Here is an 18,744-nt window from a genome sequence, read left to right on the forward strand (position 1 = left end):
AGTTTGAAATGATAGATAATTTTTGGCGTGATTTACCTCGGCCATTTTTTGTACTTGCACCAATGGAAGATGTGACAGATGTTGTTTTTCGGCACGTAGTAAGTGAAGCCGGTCGACCGGATGTATTTTTCACAGAGTTTACAAATTCAGATAGCTATTGTCATCCAGAGGGCATGAAAAGTGTGCGTGGCCGATTGATTTTTACAGATGATGAACAGCCAATGGTGGCACATATTTGGGGGGATAATCCTGAATATTTCCATCAAATGAGTATTGGCATGGCAGAGCTAGGATTTAAAGGCATCGATATTAATATGGGCTGCCCTGTACCGAATGTAGCATCGAGAGGGAAGGGGAGTGGCCTTATTCTGCGTCCTGACGTTGCGGCAGAACTTATTCAAGCAGCAAAAGCGGGGGGACTGCCAGTCAGCGTGAAAACCCGACTTGGCTATAATGACGTAAATGAGTGGGAAGAGTGGCTAACGCATATTTTAAAACAGGATATTGCCAACCTTTCTATTCATTTGCGTACAAGAAAGGAAATGAGCGAAGTAGATGCGCATTGGGAGCTAATTCCGGAAATCAAAAAATTACGTGACCGTATCGCACCAAATACGCTACTAACAATCAATGGAGACATTCCTGACCGTCAAACTGGGCTGCAGCTTGCTGAACAATATGGTATTGATGGCGTTATGATCGGGCGAGGAATTTTTAAAAATCCTTTTGCTTTTGAAAAAGAGCCAAAAGAGCATAGTAGTAAAGAATACCTTGATCTTTTAAGACTTCAGCTTGATCTTCAAGATCAATATGCGGAAGTACTGCCACGTTCAATCACAGGGCTTCATCGCTTTTTCAAAATTTATGTCAAAGGATTCCGCGGAGCTGGTGAATTAAGAAACCAATTAATGAACACAAAATCAACAGATGAAGTGCGTGCATTACTTGATAACTTTGGAAAAGAATGTTGATGGGGCGGAGAGATTGAAACGATATAACTCAAAAGGTTAGAGAAAAAATGGCTTCCATTAACTCATGTGTACGTATATTATTCAGTTTCAAGTTCCTTTGCAGCCGGCAGCTTTTGTTTTAATACAGTATGTTTTCTGAAAAAAGTTTATTATTAGACGATGAAATAACTTGGTGTTAGGGTTTCAAATTCCTTGATTCGTGTTATTTCATGATGTTTATAAGGACTTTAAGAAATAGGTTCACAAATTAGACCGCATTGATGCTTCATGCGGTTTTTTTTGATGTGGATCTGTTGATCGGCACGGGCGGTTCGAGGGCGTGCCGGGGGAGCCTCCTTGGCGCTTAAGCGCCTGTGGGGTACCACCGTACTCCCGCAGGACATTGAAAAACGTCCTTGAATCCGCCCACTCACGAAGGAAATGCGTTAGCATTTTCGAGGAGTCTTTGTGCCGTCAGCCCCAATCAACAGTGTGGATGTATCAACCATGTTCTTTAACATAGCCTTTGATTTAACTTAATTCAATGGGGAACCTTCCATATTTGAAAAATCTTTTGTTTTTTTAATTACAAAAAGGCTTTAATTAATTAAAAATTCTATTAAAGTAGTCTGTTAATATATAAGATTGGGTTATATTTATTGACCTTCAAGGTAAAACGTTTTCAAAGTGGATAAGTAATTTTCTTCTAGGATAATTGTGTGAAATGGAGCACATAATCATAGAAGGCTTTAAATAAGTTTGGAACAATTTTTCGGGTCAAAAGTAATAGTTCTTGAAAAGGGAGAGGTAATCATGGAAACTTTGCGTGACAAAGCGTTACAAATGCACCGGGATCGACAAGGGAAATTAGAAGTGAAAGCAAAGGTAGAGATTAAAAATGCAAATGATCTGAGCCTAGCATATTCACCTGGTGTCGCGGAGCCTTGTAAGGAAATCTATGAAGATCGAAATAGAGTTTATGAATACACGATGAAAGGTAACACCATTGCCGTCGTTTCAGATGGTTCAGCTGTATTAGGGATTGGGAATATTGGACCGGAAGCAGCGATGCCAGTAATGGAAGGTAAAGCAGCTTTATTTAAGAGTTTTGCTAACGTTGATGCATTCCCTATTTGTTTAAATACACAGGATGTTGAAGAAATAATTGAGACAGTAAAGCGTCTTGAACCAACGTTTGGCGGGGTAAATTTAGAAGATATTTCAGCTCCAAGATGTTTTGAAATTGAAGAACGCCTGAAAAAAGAAACAAATATCCCTATTTTTCATGATGACCAACATGGTACCGCTATTGTAACTGTTGCCGGATTAGTAAATGCTCTTAAACTAGTAGATAAGAAAATGGACGAAATTAAAGTCGTCATAAATGGTGCGGGTGCTGCGGGTGTAGCAATTGCTCAATTGCTAAATCGCTTTGGTGTGTATGATGTCATTCTCTGTGATACAAAAGGTGCCATTTTTGAAAATCGTAAATACGGAATGAATCCAATTAAGGAAAATATCGCCAAGCAGACCAACCGTAACAATGCAGAGGGAAGGTTAGAGGAAGTAATTGTTGGGGCAGATGTTTTTGTTGGTGTATCTGTTGCAGGTGCAATCACAAAGGAAATGATTTTAACGATGAGAAGGGATGCCATTATTTTTGCAATGGCAAACCCTATTCCAGAAATAATGCCAGATGAGGCAAAGGCTGCTGGGGCAAAAGTAATTGGAACAGGACGTTCTGATTTTCCAAATCAGGTGAATAATGTGCTTGCTTTTCCAGGGATTTTTCGAGGAGCTCTTGATGTTCAAGCAACAGACATAAATGAAGAAATGAAAAAGGCTGCAGTATACGCCATTTCTTCGCTTATTTCAGAAGGAGAACTATCAGAAGACTATGTGATACCAAACCCTTTTGATGAACGAGTAGCATCTGCGGTAGCAAAAGCTGTTGCAACTGCCGCTGTAGAAACTGGAGTAGCTAGGAAATCCTTTGTAAGCTTGTAACAAAAAACAATGGATTGATCAATCCCATTCAGGGGAAAATCGAGTGATAAGTAGAGGAGGGGAAGGAATACAGGTTATGGTTCATTTCCGGTTAAGAAAACTGATTCCTACCCCCGTTTTACTATCTACACCTAAAAACTTACTTTTTTTAATTTCAAAAAGAGTTCTGTTGATTTCAAGTAATATAATAGACTTGGGATAAATTTCAGTACTGAAGTGAAAGTGTGTTTGGAGGCGACATCTTTGATTATCACACTTACTATGTTCCTAATGGGTATCTTACTAGGGTTTATTGGGGCCGGAGGATCCGGTTTTATCATCGCTTTGTTAACGGTTGTTTTTGGGGTGCCAATCCAGACAGCATTAGGTACATCTCTGGCAGCAATGGTGTTTACGACTATGTCCGGAGCTTACAGCCATTACCGGCAGGGAAATATGGATGTGAAAACAGGAATAACTGTAGGTGCATTTGGGGCAATTATGTCCTTTGTTGGTTCTAAGATAGCCATATGGATTCCGGTCCATTCACTCCACTTTCTCACAGCGGGAATGCTGTTTCTATCCGCTGTAATGCTGATGATCCGCCTTTTTATAGTAAATAGGCTAAAAGAGACAAATAAAAGGAAAACGAGATCAACTGGCAGCTTTCTAATGAGAGCAGCGTCTGTCGGTATCGTGACTGGTATTTTATCTGGTACGTTTGGTATTGGGTCGGCTCCATTTATCCAGCTGGGGTTGATGGTTGTGTTGGGTCTTTCTGTACAAGAATCAGTCGGCACAACGATGTTGGTTATTCTCCCCATCGCTTTCGCTGGCGGGTCAGGCTACTATTTTGAGGGCTATTTCAACGTCTTGCTTCTGGTCCAGGTACTCGCTGGAACGATGATTGGTTCTTATATTGGGGCCAAATTCACCAACAATGTTCCACTGCCAATTTTAAAAAGTGCAATGGTTCTCACCCCAATTATGGCGGGTGCCATTTTGCTAATTCGATGATTTATAATAAAGGCTGCTTATAGCTCTTTTAAGAGTTTAGCGGTCTTTTGTCATTTCATGCATAAGTGTTATACATAATATAAATATAATAAAACCTGGAGGAGATTATGAAGAAGGGCAAACTTAGTTTACAAGCCATTATTATTATATTTGTATGCATTGTCGTCGCTTTATCACTTGGAATAACTGATTTAATAATAAGCAAAAGAATTACCTCCAGTGTGGAAGAAACACAGAAAGAAAAGGCCCTAAATATTGCAAAAATGACTGCCGTTAACCCACAAGTGATAGGGGCTTTTGAAGGGAAAGTTAACAAGAAAGAAGTACAAATATTAAGTAATCAAATAAAAGAAAAAACCAATGTTAACTTCGTTGTCGTTATGGATATGAAAGGAATTCGGCTTTCACACCCAGATCCCAGTAAAGTGGGGAAGCATTTCACTGGAGGAGATGAAGGGCCTGTTCTTAAAGGAAAGGAGTATGTTTCCATTTCAAAGGGAACTCTCGGTCGATCCATGCGAGCATTTACTCCAATAAAAAATTCACATGGACAACAAGTCGGTGCGGTTGCTGTAGGAATTTCTTTAGAAAACGTTACAAAGGCGGTACATAAAGGACGTATGGGGATTGTTATTGGGACGTTAATTGGCATCCTAATAGGTGTAGTAGGTGCAGTGGTCCTGGCAAGATGCATCAAAAAAATCCTTTTAGGACTCGAGCCATTCGCGATTGCTAAGCTGCTTGAAGAACGTAGTTCCATGCTTCAGTCTGTGCGTGAGGGAATAATAGCCATTGACCAAGAAGGGAAAATCACACTTGTAAACAGGGCAGCGAGAAAGCTTTTTAAGAGAGCCGGCCTTGAAGGTAACCCTATGGGGATGAACATTGAAGCTTATTTGCCAGCGACACGGTTAACTCGCATTATAAAATCGGGTGAAACCGAATTGGATCAGGAACAAAACCTAAATGGGGTGACTATTTTAGTAAACAGGGTTCCGGTAGTTGTGGGAAAAGAGCCGGTGGGAGCAATCGCAACATTCCGTGATAAAACGGAAGTCCAATTGTTGGCTGAACAGCTCACAGGTGTACGTAACTATGCGGACGCTCTCCGTGCCCAGGCACATGAATTTATGAACAAACTTCATGTCATCCTTGGCCTTGTTCGAACTGAACAATATGATACACTGGCTAACTACGTGAGTGAAACGGTACACATGCGAGAAACAGAAATGGGCTTTGTAACGAAGAAAATTCAAGACCCCGTTCTTGCTGGATTTTTAATTGGCAAACTAAGCTTTGCAAGAGAATCAGGTGCTTCACTATCATTTGATTGTGAAAGTAAACTTCCCAAGCCTGCAAACTCGGAAATTACACATGAGCTGATAACAATAATTGGGAATCTCTTCGATAATGCAATAGAGGCAATAGCGGACAGTCCAAACAAAAAAGTCGACCTGAAACTTGATTATGCAGAGGATATTTTAACAATCGAGGTTAAAGACACAGGGATGGGAATGACGAAATCACTGCAAAACAAAATATTGGATAAAGGATTCTCCACGAAAGGGGATAACCGCGGGTTCGGATTATATCTTTTGGCACAGGCAATAGAAAGACTGGAAGGGGATTTGATTATTTCGTCCAAGCCTGGAAAGGGAACAAATTTTGTCGTTTATATACCTTATAAAGCAGAGGATGAATAGAATGATTAATGTAATGATTGTCGAAGATGACCCGATGGTAGCAGAAATTAATAAACAATATCTTGCTAAAATTTATGGGTTCCGGTTGGCTGCAACAGTCAATTCAGTAGCTGAAGCCATCCGAGTTTTGGGAGAAAATGATATCCAGCTCATTCTTCTTGATATTTTCATGCCGGGAAAGCAGGGCCTAGAGCTATTAGCGTACCTTCGGAAAAATGACCTTGAAATTGATGTCATCATCATTTCAGCAGCCTCAGATCTTGAACGAATTAAGAGGGCATTAAGGTATGGTGTTGTCGACTATTTAATTAAGCCTTTCGAGTTTGAACGGTTTAACGCTGCACTTACCACCTACCTTGAGCAAACTCGTTTCATTAATAAACAGGATTCGGTTAGCCAGCAGGAGCTCGATCACTTACTTTTGCACCGAGACGAAGCTGTTATTGCAGAAGAACTGCCAAAGGGGTTGACGAAGGATACCTTAAAGCAGGTATGGGATGCAATTCATGAATTGAAGGACGGGCCTTTTTCCACTGATGAAGTAGCGAATGTTTTAGGGATCTCAAGTGTTTCGGCAAGAAAGTATCTTAATTTCCTAAAGGAATTAGGAATCCTTGAAGTAAAGGTGATCTACGGAGCGGTTGGAAGGCCTGTATACCAGCATGAATATAACAAATTTAAAGAGCACTTAATAAAAAACTTTCTGTAAGCAGTTATGTACGCTGCTTACTTTTTTTATTTACAAAAAAAATTAGTTAACTTTCATAATCTATGAAAACGGTTTACAAGGGAATATGATAGACATGTAACAAGGCAAAGGGGGATTAAAATATGGTTGCAGAACCGTGTAAAAAGATTTATGAGAATGAAGAAAGCGTTTACGAATATCCGTCTACCAGTTATGCAAAGAAAATAATGAGGAAATGAAAATAACGGCAGCGTACGTCATAGCAAATAGCATTAGTAATGAGGAATAACGAGAATTACGTTATACCGAGTTCAATAGACAAAAGAGTGGCTGCAAATGTAGTAGAAGAAATCATAAAAGCAGCTAGAATAATTGTTTTGCAAGATGACAGAAACTATTTTAGGAGGGGTAAAAATGCAAATTCCAATTAAGAAAATGCTTGATAAAATTCCAGGTGGTTTGATGGTGGTACCACTTTTCTTAGGGGTATTAACTAATACATTTTTCCCGCAATTTTTAAAAATTGGCGGTTTTACAACGGCATTATTTAGTAAAGATGCATCATCAACCATTTTGGCATGTTTTATGTTTTTAATTGGTTCACAAATTAATTTTAAATTAGCTCCAAAGGCATTAAAAAAAGGTGCAATATTATTAACAGGAAAATTTATAGTAGGTGCTGGTATAGGTATAGGTGTAGCAATGCTTTTTGGACCTGCCGGAATACTAGGATTATCACCATTAGCAATCCTTGCCGCGTTATTAAATGCTAACGGCGGATTATATGCATCTCTTGCTTCATCGTATGGTGACGAAACGGATGTTGGGGCATATGCGTTATTTTCTTTAAAAGATGGTCCATTTTTTACATTAGTTGCATTAGGTGCATCCGGCCTTGCCTCCATTCCTTTTCATTCACTTGTAGCCGTGTTAATTCCAATCGTAATCGGAATGATTTTAGGAAATATTGATCCTGATATGAGAAAGTTCCTTGGAAGCAGTAAATTATTATTAATCCCATTCTTCTCATTCCCATTAGGTGCAGGAATGAATCTCTCAATTATTTTGAAAGCGGGAGGTCCTGGCATAATATTAGGTTTAATAGCTGCATTTACTGGAATTGGAGCATACGTACTTTTGAAATTATTTAAAGAAAATCCTATCGTTGGTTTAGCAACAGGGTCAACTGCAGGAAATGCTGTAGCTACACCAGCTGTTGTTGCAGCAGCAGATCACTCCTTATCTTCAGTAGCACAAGCAGCTACTGCACAAGTTGCAGCAGCATGTGTCATATCTGCAATAATCTGTCCGATTATTGTTAGCTATGTGCATAAAATGTCCGAAAAGAAAAAAGCTAAAGAATTAATTCAAAGCGCAGCATGATATAAGTTAAGTAAATTTATAAACAAAAAAAAGTGAAAGATCGATCAAAGCAGCCAGCGGTTTTACTGTCTGCTTTGTTTCGTTGCAAAAAAGCCATTAAATTAAAAAAACTAGTGTGATAAGGAAAATGTTATTAACGTGGAAAGGTAAGCAATCTATGTTATGGTATTTTCCGAATAGCAATTTTATAGAAAGAAGGAAACACCATGAATGTACCTGAGAATGTTATTATTACAACATTAAAAGGAAAAGAAGTTCTCTCAAATCCTTTTCTGAATAAAGGAACGGCCTTTACTAAAGAGGAAAGGGAAGACCTTGGACTCGATGGCCTGTTACCGCCCCAGGTGCTCACCCTTGATGAACAAGCAAGTAGGGCCTATGAGCAATATTCGATGCGAACTACGAATCTGTTCAAAAACGGTCTGCTTTATGATTTATATAACCGTAATGTCGTTTTGTTTTACCGGCTTTTAATAGAACACTTAGCAGAAATGCTCCCAATCATCTATACTCCTACTGTTGGTGAAGCGATCCAGTCATACTCCCATAGCTACCGCCGCCCGGGTGGCTTATATCTTTCAATTGATGATCCTGAGGGCATTGAAAAGGCATTCTATAATCTTGGACAGCCCAAAAATGGCATTGATTTAATCGTCGTTACCGACTCTGAAAGTATCCTGGGTATTGGGGACCAAGGGGTAGGCGGTATTAATATTGCGATTGGTAAACTTGCTGTATACACAGCAGCAGCGGGTATTGATCCAAGCCGTGTTCTGCCAGTCGTGTTGGATGTTGGTACGAATAATCAGGCTTTGATTGCCGATCCTATCTATATAGGCAACAAATTCGCCCGTGTCCGCGGTGAGCGTTATGATCAATTCATTGATTTATTCGTTGAAACTGCAAGAAAGTTCTTTCCAGAAGTTCTGATTCACTGGGAGGACCTTGGCAACGTGAATGCGCGTAAAATCTTGGACAAATATGCTGACAATATCCTTACCTTCAATGATGACATCCAGGGAACAGGGGCAGTGACCCTTGCTGCTATTATGTCTGCTTTGAAAGTAACTGAAGAATCTCTGAAGGACCAGCGCATTGTTGTCTTTGGACCAGGGGCTGCAGGTATCGGAAACGCAGACCAAATGGTTGATGCCATGATTTTAGAAGGGCTGACCAGAGAAGAAGCCTATAAGCGTTTCTGGGCGATCGACTATCGAGGGTTGCTAACGGATGAAACACCAGATGTTCTAAATTTCCAGAAGCCTTATGTAAGAACGGCGAATGAAGTAAAGGACTGGGATAAGAATGAGGACGGGATCATTTCATTAATGGAAGTCGTTCAGAGGGTGAAGCCAACCATCCTGATTGGTACTTCCGGACAAGCCGGCGCCTTCACGGAGGAAATTGTGAAAGAAATGGCCAAGCACGTTGAGCGTCCCATCATCTTGCCTATGTCCAATCCAACTGCATTGACAGAAGCAGTGCCGGAAAACCTGATTAAATGGACAGGTGGCAAGGCTCTCATTGCAACCGGCAGCCCGTTTGCCAATGTAGAATACAACGGTGTTTCCTATGAAATTGGTCAGTCAAATAATGCATTTGTATTCCCTGGTCTAGGTCTTGGAGCCATTGTAGCAAAAGCGGAAGTGATCTCAAAAGGAATGTTCGCAGCTGCTGCTTATGCGGTTGCAAGAATGTCTGACTCCAGTAAACCAGGAGCATCCCTGCTGCCATCCATTGAAAATCTCCATGAAGTCTCAAAATATGTAGCCATTGAAGTAGTCAATGCTGCTATACACGAAGGAATTGCGAGAGCGGATATTCAAGATATTGAGACCGCAATTGAAGATGCTATGTGGAAACCTCAATATAAAGAAATAAAGAGTGTGGGGAATTGGACAAGAATTAATTCCTATCATTATTAAATAGGTTAAAAAAATGCCTGTACTCCTGGTAATTAGCCGAATTCTCGGTATTCCAGGAAGTTACAGGCATTTTTTTATTTAACTGGATATATGATTTGATTTCCATTTTAACCAGTTCTTCTAATCTTAAAATTTCTGTTTAACAACGTTCATTTCAGGAGCAAGGTTTTTAAATTTAGCTAACACATTTTCCTGAAAATTTTTTTTAAAATTAAACTCTTTAGACAAATGTGTTAATATTTATTTGATTAGTAACAGTGCCAAATAAATTTCAAAGGAATGTTAATTTAATGTTGAGAATAATAAAGGGATAAGAAAAAGGGACAATGTTCAATCGTGATCCCTTTCATTTAAAAACCTTATAAGGTAACGATAGGGGAATTCAAATGAATATAAGAAATTCAGCAAAAGCTATTATAATTAGCGGCGATAAGCTTTTACTAACAAAGAATAAGGATGCCGAGGGGTATTTTTATCTTTTTCCTGGTGGGGGACAAGAACACGGAGAAACTATTCATAACGCTTTAATAAGGGAGTGTATGGAAGAGATTGGAGTAAATATAGAAATAGGTGAGCTGCTCCATATTCGGGAGTATATAGGTAAAAATCACGAACATTCTGCATTCGATTTTCATGTTCACCAAGTGGAATATTACTTCGTCTGCCATGTAATAGATGACTTAAATAATGACCAAGCACCTACTAATCCTGACAGTCATCAAGTCGGAATAGAATGGGTACATATTGACGATTTTCAAGACTACAGAATATATCCGAAAGAGCTAAGTCAATATATTAAAAAGTATTCTAAGAATGAAAAGGCCCCTGTTTATTTGGGAGATATAAACTAAAAAATTTTTTCACCGATCAAGAAAATGTTTGGTATTAGTTTATTCTGTGCAAGTCTCCAAGGAGGGGTAAATACATGGTTATAAACATAGGCTCAAATTTTCTTTTCTACAGGAATTTGCAATCCCTTTCATGAAATGCTATTATATGTAGGATTATTTTTGTTCGGTGTTAAGGATAGGTGTAAGTATAAACTTTCCTTCTTAATAAGCACTTAGAGCAAGAATAGTAATACAATGTAATTTAAGCACTAGGAGGCAACAAAAATGGAAAAAGGCAAAGTAAAATGGTTTAACAGCGAAAAAGGGTTTGGATTCATCGAGCGTGAAGGTGGAGAAGATGTATTCGTGCATTTCTCAGCGATTCAAAGCGAAGGCTTCAAAACGTTAGAAGAAGGTCAAGAAGTTACTTTTGACGTTGAGCAAGGTCAACGTGGACCTCAAGCTGCAAACGTACGTAAAGCTTAAATTAAAAACACCAGTAAAGACAGACTTTAAACAAAGTCTGTCTTTTTATTATTTAGGCTCTGCTATAGCTGCAAGTTGATTTCACTGTGTTTGAAAAATAAACGGTAAAATTCCGTCTAAATTGGGAAATACCCCTATTTCCTTAAAAATAAAGGAAGTTTTTCCGTTTATATTATCCAAATCTTTGGATTTTGTCTTAATTAGAGCAGTTAATCGTAATATCTCCGCTTATATCTGCTCTTAAACTTCCTCTAAATACATTAGGCGGAAATTCTCCGCCTATATATTCTCTTACCTACACTAAAAAACAACAATGAATAACAGCAGATCCGTTATTTAAAAATTAAAATACCCCGCTCAAAGATGAGCAGGGCAGGTAAGGTGGTAAAAAACGGTAATTGTAGTATAACATATATACTTTTAATTTCCTAATTTTGGTTTAAAAATACGTAAAAAACGGGTTTTTTAGTCGCGCATTGCTCCTGCTTCACGGGAAGTCATGGCACCTTGTCCTCGACTTACATCACTTTGAATTTCTTGTTTAACTTTTTGTGCATTAGTTCCGGCAAATTCCGGTTTCGTAATAGAATCCAAATTCACTTTAGCTTGTTGATTCTGCTGCATATGGGTCCTCCTCCATAGATAATTTAACTAGCTTATTATTTACATAAGAACACCCCTATATCCCGAGAATTTAATCGATTTTTGAATACAAAAAAAGCCCTCCTCAAAATTTAGAGGAAAGCTAAAAAAAAATTAAAATTCCAATTATCAAACGTGTAAGTGCTTTTATCACACTTTAAAAATACTTGACGTTTTGGAAAGTTCTTCTGTTAAATTATTAATGGTTCCAACCATGCTTGATAACTGCTGAATGGTAGCAGACTGTTATTCAGATGTTGCTGACACTTCTTCAACCGAAGCGGAAACCTCTTCTGTTGCGGCTGAAACACTTTGGACATACCCGATGACATCATTTTTTCCTCGTTGCATGTTTTCCAGTTTCGATACAACATCAGATATACCTGAAGCAATATTTGATACTTTCGTTATAATCTCATCAAAAGAGTCTTTTGTTTGAGATACATATTCCGTTTGATCTTTCGAGATCGTTTGCATGGTTTGGATGCTTTCGATATTCTTTGATAAGTAGTTTTGTGTTTCTTGAATAATATTATTAATTTCCATCACTGAATGAGCCGATTGTTCAGCTAACTTCCGAATTTCGTCTGCCACGACTGAAAAGCCGCGCCCTGCTTCCCCTGCTCGAGCCGCTTCGATAGAAGCGTTTAACGCTAATAAATTCGTTTGTTCGGCAATACTACTGATGACTTGGGTGATATTCCCGATATTGTGTGATGATGCTTCTAAGGATTGGGTGACTTCCGCTATCTTTTGCATTTCGTCATAACTTTGCTCATTAATCTTTACTAGATTTTCAATGACTTGTTTATCCTGATTAAACTGTTCGATAATGACATCCGTATCTTCTTTGACATTTTCCGTACGGTTATTGATTGCATCTATTTGCTCACCAAGTTCTGTCATTTGTTGAACAACGCTGCCCGAATTTTTAGCCTGCTCTTCAACTGCTTTTGCAATCTCAAACATTGCAATGGTTGTTTCTTTTGTAGATTGCGCAGACTCTTTAGTGGAAATATCTAACTTAATATAGAGGAAAAAATCGACAACCGTGTTGGTTATTCGGTAAGTTGATAGCAGGGGAAGGAGCAAATCGTCGGCAAATTGCACGAGCACAATGTGCCTATATTTGTCGCAACAAGAGCAATGAAAAAGTAATAAAAGTATGTGCATTTTAAGTTGATCTTTGAAGGGCAAAGCATTTAAAAAGCGGTGAAATCAAATACTTGAATCATTCCGCTTTTTATTTCATTGTACACATATAAAGAAGTATCATGGTAATATAAGGAATAAATTACAGGGATAATAAAGGAGAAATAATCATGGAACGTCTACATATTGCAAATCTTCCAACTCCGATTCAAAAATTGGATCGTCTAAGTGAAGAGCTGGGAGTAAATATATATTTGAAACGTGATGATTTTACTGGCACAGAAGTGAGCGGAAATAAGGTACGAAAACTTGAGTTTTCGGTTGCAGATGCACTCCAACAAGGTTGTGACACGATTATTACGGCTGGAGGTATCCAATCCAATCATTGCCGGGCAACAGCTGCTGTAGCAGCAATGCTGGGCTTAGGCTGTGACCTGGTTATCAGAGGGGAGATCCCGAATCATTTTGAAGGAAATCTGTTTCTGGATCAAGCCCTAGGTGCACGGGTTCACTTGCTAGCACCTGACGAATCCAGGGAAGAGAAGATGGATGAAATTGTCGAGAACCTGAAAGCACAAGGACATAAACCGTATGTTATTCCTGTTGGAGCATCGAATGCGGTAGGGTCATTGGGTTATGCATCAGCTATTGAAGAAATCACCCGACAGGAGAACAACCTGGGTTTACATTTTGATTCGGTTGTCATTGCAGTTGGCTCAGGAGGAACCTATGCAGGACTTTGGTATGCAAATCAAAAACAGGGAGCCAAACGAAAAATTTATGGATTCGCGGTTGACCATAATACGGAAGTCTTTGTGGAAACTATTACTAATATCATGAAAGAAATGTACCTGAATGATGGTTTAGAAGTACCTGAAGAGTATCATGATATTTTAATTAATGACCAGTATATCGGTTCCGGTTACGCGAAAAGCAGAGCAGAGGAATTGGCCTTCATTATGAAAATCGCCCGGGAGCACGGATTTCTGCTAGATCCAGTTTATACAGGTAAGGGATTCTACGGCATGGTTTCAGAAATACAAAAAGGCACTTTTAAAAACGCAAAAAACATTCTCTTTATCCATACTGGCGGACTTCAAGGATGGACCCAGGAGCAGAGAGAAAATGCACTAAAAACGCTATAGATTTTCTTTAGTATTAAAGCAGATCTGCATTATAAAAAATAAAATAACGAGAATTTGAATTATAACTGAATAATTCATCCAACTGCTTAAGAATAAATAATAAAGTCGTCTGTATCCCAACAGACGACTTTATTTTGTTGATGATGTAGCATTGTTCCTAAAAATTGTCGGTCCCGAAAGTCCAGACTATTTTTTATTTGGTAAAACCCTTAGTATGAGAAAAATCAACCAATATTCCTTTTTTAATTTTTTCACTACTTGTAAATTCACTTCACATTTTGAAAAAGGACAAATATAATAAACATAAAAAAACTGTATAGTCAGTTTTATTTTAAAGTGAAGATGTTCTGATTATGACCCCACTAGGAGGGAGACTATATGCTTCATAAGCACGAAGTTTTTCAAATGGTAAAGTGGCAGCAAGAGCAATTGGAAAGAAAAGCAACTAATGACTGGACTATGATGAAAAAGGGAAAAAAACTATTTCTAAAGGGACTGAATTGGTACGTAATATCTTATCTGATATAATTTTAAGCAAATGAAGTAGTTGAAGGTATTGAATTTGGACCATCAAAAATTTTCCACAATAGCACATCAAAATCACTTGTTTTAAAACCAAATTTCAGAAGACAAAATGTAAAAGGTTGTTGATCTTCTTTCATTAGAAGAACAGGATATTGTGATTGATGTGGGCTCTGGAAAAGGGGAATTTTTGCTTGAAATAATTGAAAAATATATTGGTTCCGGTTTATATCTATAATAATTTGATATTTTTATGATAAATATAAATTGAAAAAGTAAGAAGGTCGATTCAAATGGATATCATTAAAGAACTGTTTTTAATGCAGCAAGCCAAAGAAGTATGATATGGGGCTTTCTTGGTTTCTTTTAAAGAAAAATAATAATGTTTGTTTGCATGGCGGTGGAACAGGATGCTTTAGTTCTTTTTTAGGTTTTGATAAAGAAAAAAAGGTCGCAGCTGTTGTTTTAGCTAATTACAGGTTAGGGATAAATGACGATGAAAAGATAGGATTTTCATTATTGGAAAGCCTGCAGAAATCAGCAGAAGAATAAACTACCAAAATATCAATAATTTCATGACAGGTTATTTGTAGGTATAGTTTAAATGTTTATAGGTGATATTGTTTTGCAAAACTAAAGTAACATGACAGACTCCGATTTTTAAGGATGCATCTGGGTATTTGCCGTTTCGGACTGAAAATGCCCACATAATTTATAGGATATTAAACCTAAAGGAGAGATGCCTGGATGTATCCGTATGGAAATTATCAAATCCCACAAATTCCATTTGAGTATAGTCACGTTGTGCAGCAGGATTCAAATGACCTTGTCAGACAACTATCGCAACTGCTGCAAATGCCGCAAATACAGCAGGTAATGGGCAGATTTAGTCAGCTTGAAAGGCAAGTCAATCAGCAGCAAAGAGAAATTGACCAACTTCAGCGCCGCCTTGTTCGCGTAAATCAGAGACTTCGTGCAGTTGAAAACAGATTAAACATCCCATTCACCCCTTTTGAAGGAGAGTTTTAAAGAATACGCTATGAGGCTGGTTCAATAAGTCATGTACGACTTTTTGTGCCAGCCTTCTTAATTAAATAATTAATATTGATTTATTCTGGTTTTTTTTGGTAAGTTGGTTATAAACAGATTTTGTTTTTGTTGGAGCATGTTCAACCTGACATATAACAAATATTTATGATGAAAAGGGGCGGAGGAAATTGAATAGTTATTTATTTCATTCACTGGAAAGTGAAAAACTTTACTTTAAAGAATTAAGTTTAGCTGATGCTCAAGCGATACATAATTACGCTTCAGACATAGAAGTTTCACAGTTTATTGGCTGGAAATTAATGAATACATTGGACGAAACTCGTGAGCATATTGAAACTATGTTAAAACGTGAAACCGCGGGTACTCATTTATATGCCTCTATTGTTTTAAAAGCCACTCATAAAGTTATTGGAACAGTCATGATTTTCAACTTTGATCATGAAGCAAATCGAGCTGAAGTTGGGTATGTTTTTCATAAGGACTATTGGGGGAAGGGTTTTGGCACAGAGAGTGTTGCTTTAATGAGTCATTTTGCATTTACATCACTTAATCTTCACAAACTTCATGCTATTGTCGTGGATGAAAACATAGGGTCTGCCCGGATCCTTGAAAAAAACGAATATGAGCTTGAAGGAAGATTAAAAGATCATTATTTTATAGAAGGCAAGTATTATAATGCCTTGCTTTTTGGAAAGATTACACCTCATAAAAGGTAACATGGATATTTCGGAACTTTAGTTTTGTTTTAGGGTAGAGGATCAAAACCATGAATACTCTTACCGTTTGATTGAATGTAAGAAATGTTATGTGGAAAAATAAGTAATTTTGGGTAGATTCATATGAAAAAAATAAAGGATGCCGAATTATATATGCCAAATAAATTTCTAAAGGTTTTCCAATTTCTCTTTCCTCTTCTAGCCATCGGTTGCCTAATAACAGGTATTTTTGGCTCATACACAATCCTTGCCACCACTGTTTCCCCCTATTAATCGGATTTGGCTTTTCACTCTATTTAGTTATTTTAAAGAAATTCATTTTGTGGGGCATGATTAATATATCGTTGATGGTTGTCATGATCATTGGAGGGGTGATCCTTTTTCTGGCGATGATTTCATCAGGGGTTTAAGTAAAACTTAACAACCATCTTAAAGAGTTGTTGATATAAAATTCAACAGTAATTTTATTACAGGTGTAATTTGATTTCAATAAAATAAATCAGTAATTTAAAAATATATTATTCGATTTTTCAAGTAGTATATAGCAGTTGAAAATTGAATATTTTCCTAATTTCAACTTCATAATAGTGAAGATCAATAAAACAAAAACACTGGATGGTTTAATTTTGAATGGAGGATAGAAGGAAATCATGGGAAGGTTAGTTCATTTTGAAATTCATGTGAATGATATGGAAAAGGCCAAGAAGTTTTATGGTGAGGTATTCGGATGGTCATTTCAAGATTGGAGTGAATATGCTGGGATGCCTTACTTTGGGGCAGTGACTGGAAATGAAAATGAACCTGGAATCAATGGCGCTTTGATGCAGCGTCAAAGTGCACAGCCAGATGCGAATCAAGGTTTAAATGCATATGTTTGTACAATGGGTGTCGAGCATTATGATGAAACGGAGGCTAAAATTATTCAAAATGGCGGCAAGGTAGCAATGGCCAAATACGCACTTCCCGGAATGGCCTGGCAGGGATATTATTTGGATACCGAAGGCAATATCTTTGGAATTCATCAACCAGATGTAAACGCAAAATAGCTTTGTGATTTTTGGGGATATGGAGCCGGTTCTTCGAAGTTTCAATCGCACGAGGGACCGGCCTTTTTCTAGAATCCTTGTCTTACTATTTAGTCCTTAGCTGGTTTGGTCGTGCTGTTCTCGAACGAGGAGAAAACAAATAAGAATAATTGGATCGCATAGGAAAATAACAAGGATCAAATCCGGTTGTTTTTCTATGTTTTTTTATTGGGGCTGAAAATTATGGTAAAATCTAAGAAAACAAATTTTATAGCATAGGTGATTACAGATGGAGATTGTTGCTTCAAAGAAAACGCAAAGAATGGCAACGAGTATTTTTACCAAGCTTGCTGAAAAAAAACATGAGGCCATTCAAAAAGGAATGGATGTCATCGATTTAAGTGTTGGCAGCCCGGATTTACCACCGCCGGTTCATGTTGTCGATACACTAGTAAACTATAGCAAAGACACGACGAAATATGGCTATACATTAAAGGGGATCGATGAGTTTAACGAAGCAGTAGGATATTTTTATAAACAACGCTATGGAATTGAACTTGATCCTGAACATGAGGTATTGCAGCTGATGGGTTCCCAAGATGGTCTGTCCCATTTGGCGACTGCTATGATTGATCCCGGTGATTATGTTCTTGTTCCAGACCCGGGTTATCCAATTTATGAACAAAACGTGATGATTGCCGGCGGGGTTGTTTATCCAATGCCCTTACTAGAAGAAAATGGTTTTTTGCCAAAACTAGCTGAAATTCCATTGGAAATTTTACATAAAACAAAGATGATGATTATTAGTTATCCGGGAAATCCAGTCACTGCTTTGGCGAACCGGGAATTTTTTGAGGAAGTTGTAGTATTTGCAAAAAAACATAATATTCTTGTTGTTCATGATTTCGCTTATTCGGAATTAATTTTTGACGATAACCCGCAAATTAGTTTTCTATCAGTTCCAGGAGCAAAAGAGGTTGGGATTGAATTCAATTCATTGTCAAAAACGTTTAATATGGCTGGATGCCGGATCGGGTATGCGGTTGGTAATCAGGAGGCTTTAAAGATATTGGCTTCCTTTAAGTCAAATATTGACTATGGAATATTTTATCCAATTCAAATGGCAGCCGTTTCCGCGCTCACTTCAGATTATAGCTTGCTCCGGGAACAAGTAAAAGAATATGAGAAACGAAGAGATATTTTAATTTCTGGACTTGAAAAAGGCGGATGGAAGGTGGCTAAGTCACCGGCCACCATGTTTGTTTGGGCAAAAATCCCCTCCGGCTGGACCTCAAGCCACTTTGCTTTTGAATTGATTGAAAAAGCGGGTGTGGCAGTTGTACCTGGTGATGCTTTCGGAAAGCAGGGGGAGGGCTATGTAAGGATGGCTATTGTTCAGTCCCCTGAAAAACTAGCGGAGGCAGCAGATCGGATAAAGGATTTTCTTGTGCAAGATCGCTAGTAGGCTTATATATGTTGAGGCAGAAGGTAATCCTGAACCTATTCCTTTTAAATTTGCCATGT

The 18,744-nt window shown here is 38.1% G+C and carries 19 protein-coding genes; 16 read left to right on the forward strand and 3 right to left on the reverse strand.

All coding sequences use genetic code 11. From position 1 onward, the window contains the following. The first annotated feature begins 8 nt into the window (after positions 1 to 8). The 9 genes from HPT25_RS12170 (at position 9) to HPT25_RS12210 (ending at position 10,968) form a co-directional block, all read left to right on the forward strand. On the forward strand, positions 9 to 971 hold the full coding sequence (locus tag HPT25_RS12170) for a tRNA dihydrouridine synthase (protein ID WP_173071094.1): 963 nt from the start codon (positions 9 to 11) through the stop codon (positions 969 to 971). A gap of 792 nt (positions 972 to 1,763) precedes the next feature. After that, a complete protein-coding gene (gene ystJ, locus HPT25_RS12175) occupies positions 1,764 to 2,957 on the forward strand; it encodes an NADP-dependent malic enzyme (protein WP_173064287.1) in 1,194 nt (397 codons plus the stop codon). Between the two features lie 243 nt (positions 2,958 to 3,200). After that, the gene (locus HPT25_RS12180) at positions 3,201 to 3,953 is read left to right on the forward strand and encodes a sulfite exporter TauE/SafE family protein (RefSeq protein ID WP_246277177.1); all 753 of its coding nucleotides are present in this window, start codon (positions 3,201 to 3,203) and stop codon (positions 3,951 to 3,953) included. A gap of 107 nt (positions 3,954 to 4,060) precedes the next feature. Next, on the forward strand, positions 4,061 to 5,656 hold the full coding sequence (gene dcuS, locus HPT25_RS12185) for a DcuS/MalK family sensor histidine kinase (RefSeq protein ID WP_173064290.1): 1,596 nt from the start codon (positions 4,061 to 4,063) through the stop codon (positions 5,654 to 5,656). A 1-nt stretch (position 5,657) separates the two neighbouring features. Next, a complete protein-coding gene (locus tag HPT25_RS12190; protein ID WP_173064293.1) occupies positions 5,658 to 6,365 on the forward strand; it encodes a response regulator in 708 nt (235 codons plus the stop codon). A gap of 393 nt (positions 6,366 to 6,758) precedes the next feature. Continuing rightward, positions 6,759 to 7,727 (forward strand): 2-keto-3-deoxygluconate permease, encoded by a 969-nt coding sequence (locus HPT25_RS12195; protein ID WP_173064298.1) that lies wholly within the window; start codon positions 6,759 to 6,761, stop codon positions 7,725 to 7,727. 206 nt (positions 7,728 to 7,933) lie between these two features. Beyond that, positions 7,934 to 9,652 (forward strand): NAD-dependent malic enzyme, encoded by a 1,719-nt coding sequence (locus HPT25_RS12200; RefSeq protein WP_173064301.1) that lies wholly within the window; start codon positions 7,934 to 7,936, stop codon positions 9,650 to 9,652. Between the two features lie 386 nt (positions 9,653 to 10,038). Continuing rightward, entirely contained in the window at positions 10,039 to 10,503 is a 465-nt protein-coding gene (locus tag HPT25_RS12205; RefSeq protein WP_173064304.1) for an NUDIX domain-containing protein, read from the forward strand. A gap of 264 nt (positions 10,504 to 10,767) precedes the next feature. Further along, positions 10,768 to 10,968 carry a cold-shock protein gene (locus HPT25_RS12210; RefSeq protein ID WP_173064307.1) on the forward strand — a complete coding sequence of 67 codons (201 nt, stop codon included), beginning with the start codon at positions 10,768 to 10,770 and terminating at the stop codon, positions 10,966 to 10,968. A 465-nt stretch (positions 10,969 to 11,433) separates the two neighbouring features. On the opposite strand, the gene HPT25_RS12215 is transcribed toward HPT25_RS12210, so the two are convergent. Beyond that, positions 11,434 to 11,592, reverse strand: coding sequence for a hypothetical protein (locus HPT25_RS12215; protein WP_173064310.1), 159 nt, complete (start codon positions 11,590 to 11,592; stop codon positions 11,434 to 11,436). Between the two features lie 264 nt (positions 11,593 to 11,856). Further along, complete coding sequence (locus HPT25_RS29255) at positions 11,857 to 12,726, reverse strand: methyl-accepting chemotaxis protein (RefSeq protein WP_312857285.1); 870 nt, start codon at positions 12,724 to 12,726, stop codon at positions 11,857 to 11,859. Positions 12,727 to 12,932: 206 nt separating this feature from the next. On the opposite strand from HPT25_RS29255, the gene HPT25_RS12225 reads away from it, so the two are divergent. After that, the gene (locus HPT25_RS12225) at positions 12,933 to 13,907 is read left to right on the forward strand and encodes a D-cysteine desulfhydrase family protein (protein WP_173064316.1); all 975 of its coding nucleotides are present in this window, start codon (positions 12,933 to 12,935) and stop codon (positions 13,905 to 13,907) included. Between the two features lie 378 nt (positions 13,908 to 14,285). Then, positions 14,286 to 14,435, forward strand: coding sequence for a hypothetical protein (locus HPT25_RS12230; protein WP_173064319.1), 150 nt, complete (start codon positions 14,286 to 14,288; stop codon positions 14,433 to 14,435). Positions 14,436 to 14,437: 2 nt separating this feature from the next. Here the strand turns inward: HPT25_RS12230 and HPT25_RS29040 are convergent, their stop codons facing one another. Further along, on the reverse strand, positions 14,438 to 14,569 hold the full coding sequence (locus HPT25_RS29040; RefSeq protein ID WP_281368187.1) for a hypothetical protein: 132 nt from the start codon (positions 14,567 to 14,569) through the stop codon (positions 14,438 to 14,440). Positions 14,570 to 14,774: 205 nt separating this feature from the next. Between HPT25_RS29040 and HPT25_RS12235 the strand changes: the two genes are divergently transcribed. The 5 genes from HPT25_RS12235 (at position 14,775) to HPT25_RS12255 (ending at position 18,682) form a co-directional block, all read left to right on the forward strand. Continuing rightward, positions 14,775 to 14,981, forward strand: coding sequence for a beta-lactamase family protein (locus HPT25_RS12235; RefSeq protein ID WP_246277178.1), 207 nt, complete (start codon positions 14,775 to 14,777; stop codon positions 14,979 to 14,981). Positions 14,982 to 15,176: 195 nt separating this feature from the next. Beyond that, positions 15,177 to 15,458 (forward strand): hypothetical protein, encoded by a 282-nt coding sequence (locus tag HPT25_RS12240; protein WP_173064322.1) that lies wholly within the window; start codon positions 15,177 to 15,179, stop codon positions 15,456 to 15,458. Positions 15,459 to 15,646: 188 nt separating this feature from the next. Further along, the gene (locus tag HPT25_RS12245) at positions 15,647 to 16,195 is read left to right on the forward strand and encodes a GNAT family N-acetyltransferase (RefSeq protein ID WP_173064325.1); all 549 of its coding nucleotides are present in this window, start codon (positions 15,647 to 15,649) and stop codon (positions 16,193 to 16,195) included. 650 nt (positions 16,196 to 16,845) lie between these two features. Then, entirely contained in the window at positions 16,846 to 17,241 is a 396-nt protein-coding gene (locus tag HPT25_RS12250; protein WP_173064328.1) for a VOC family protein, read from the forward strand. A 268-nt stretch (positions 17,242 to 17,509) separates the two neighbouring features. Further along, positions 17,510 to 18,682 (forward strand): LL-diaminopimelate aminotransferase, encoded by a 1,173-nt coding sequence (locus HPT25_RS12255; protein ID WP_173064331.1) that lies wholly within the window; start codon positions 17,510 to 17,512, stop codon positions 18,680 to 18,682. Positions 18,683 to 18,744 lie beyond the last annotated feature (62 nt).

Origin of the sequence: Neobacillus endophyticus, assembly GCF_013248975.1 — a bacterium.
Taxonomy (GTDB): Bacteria; Bacillota; Bacilli; order Bacillales; family Cytobacillaceae; genus Neobacillus; species Neobacillus endophyticus.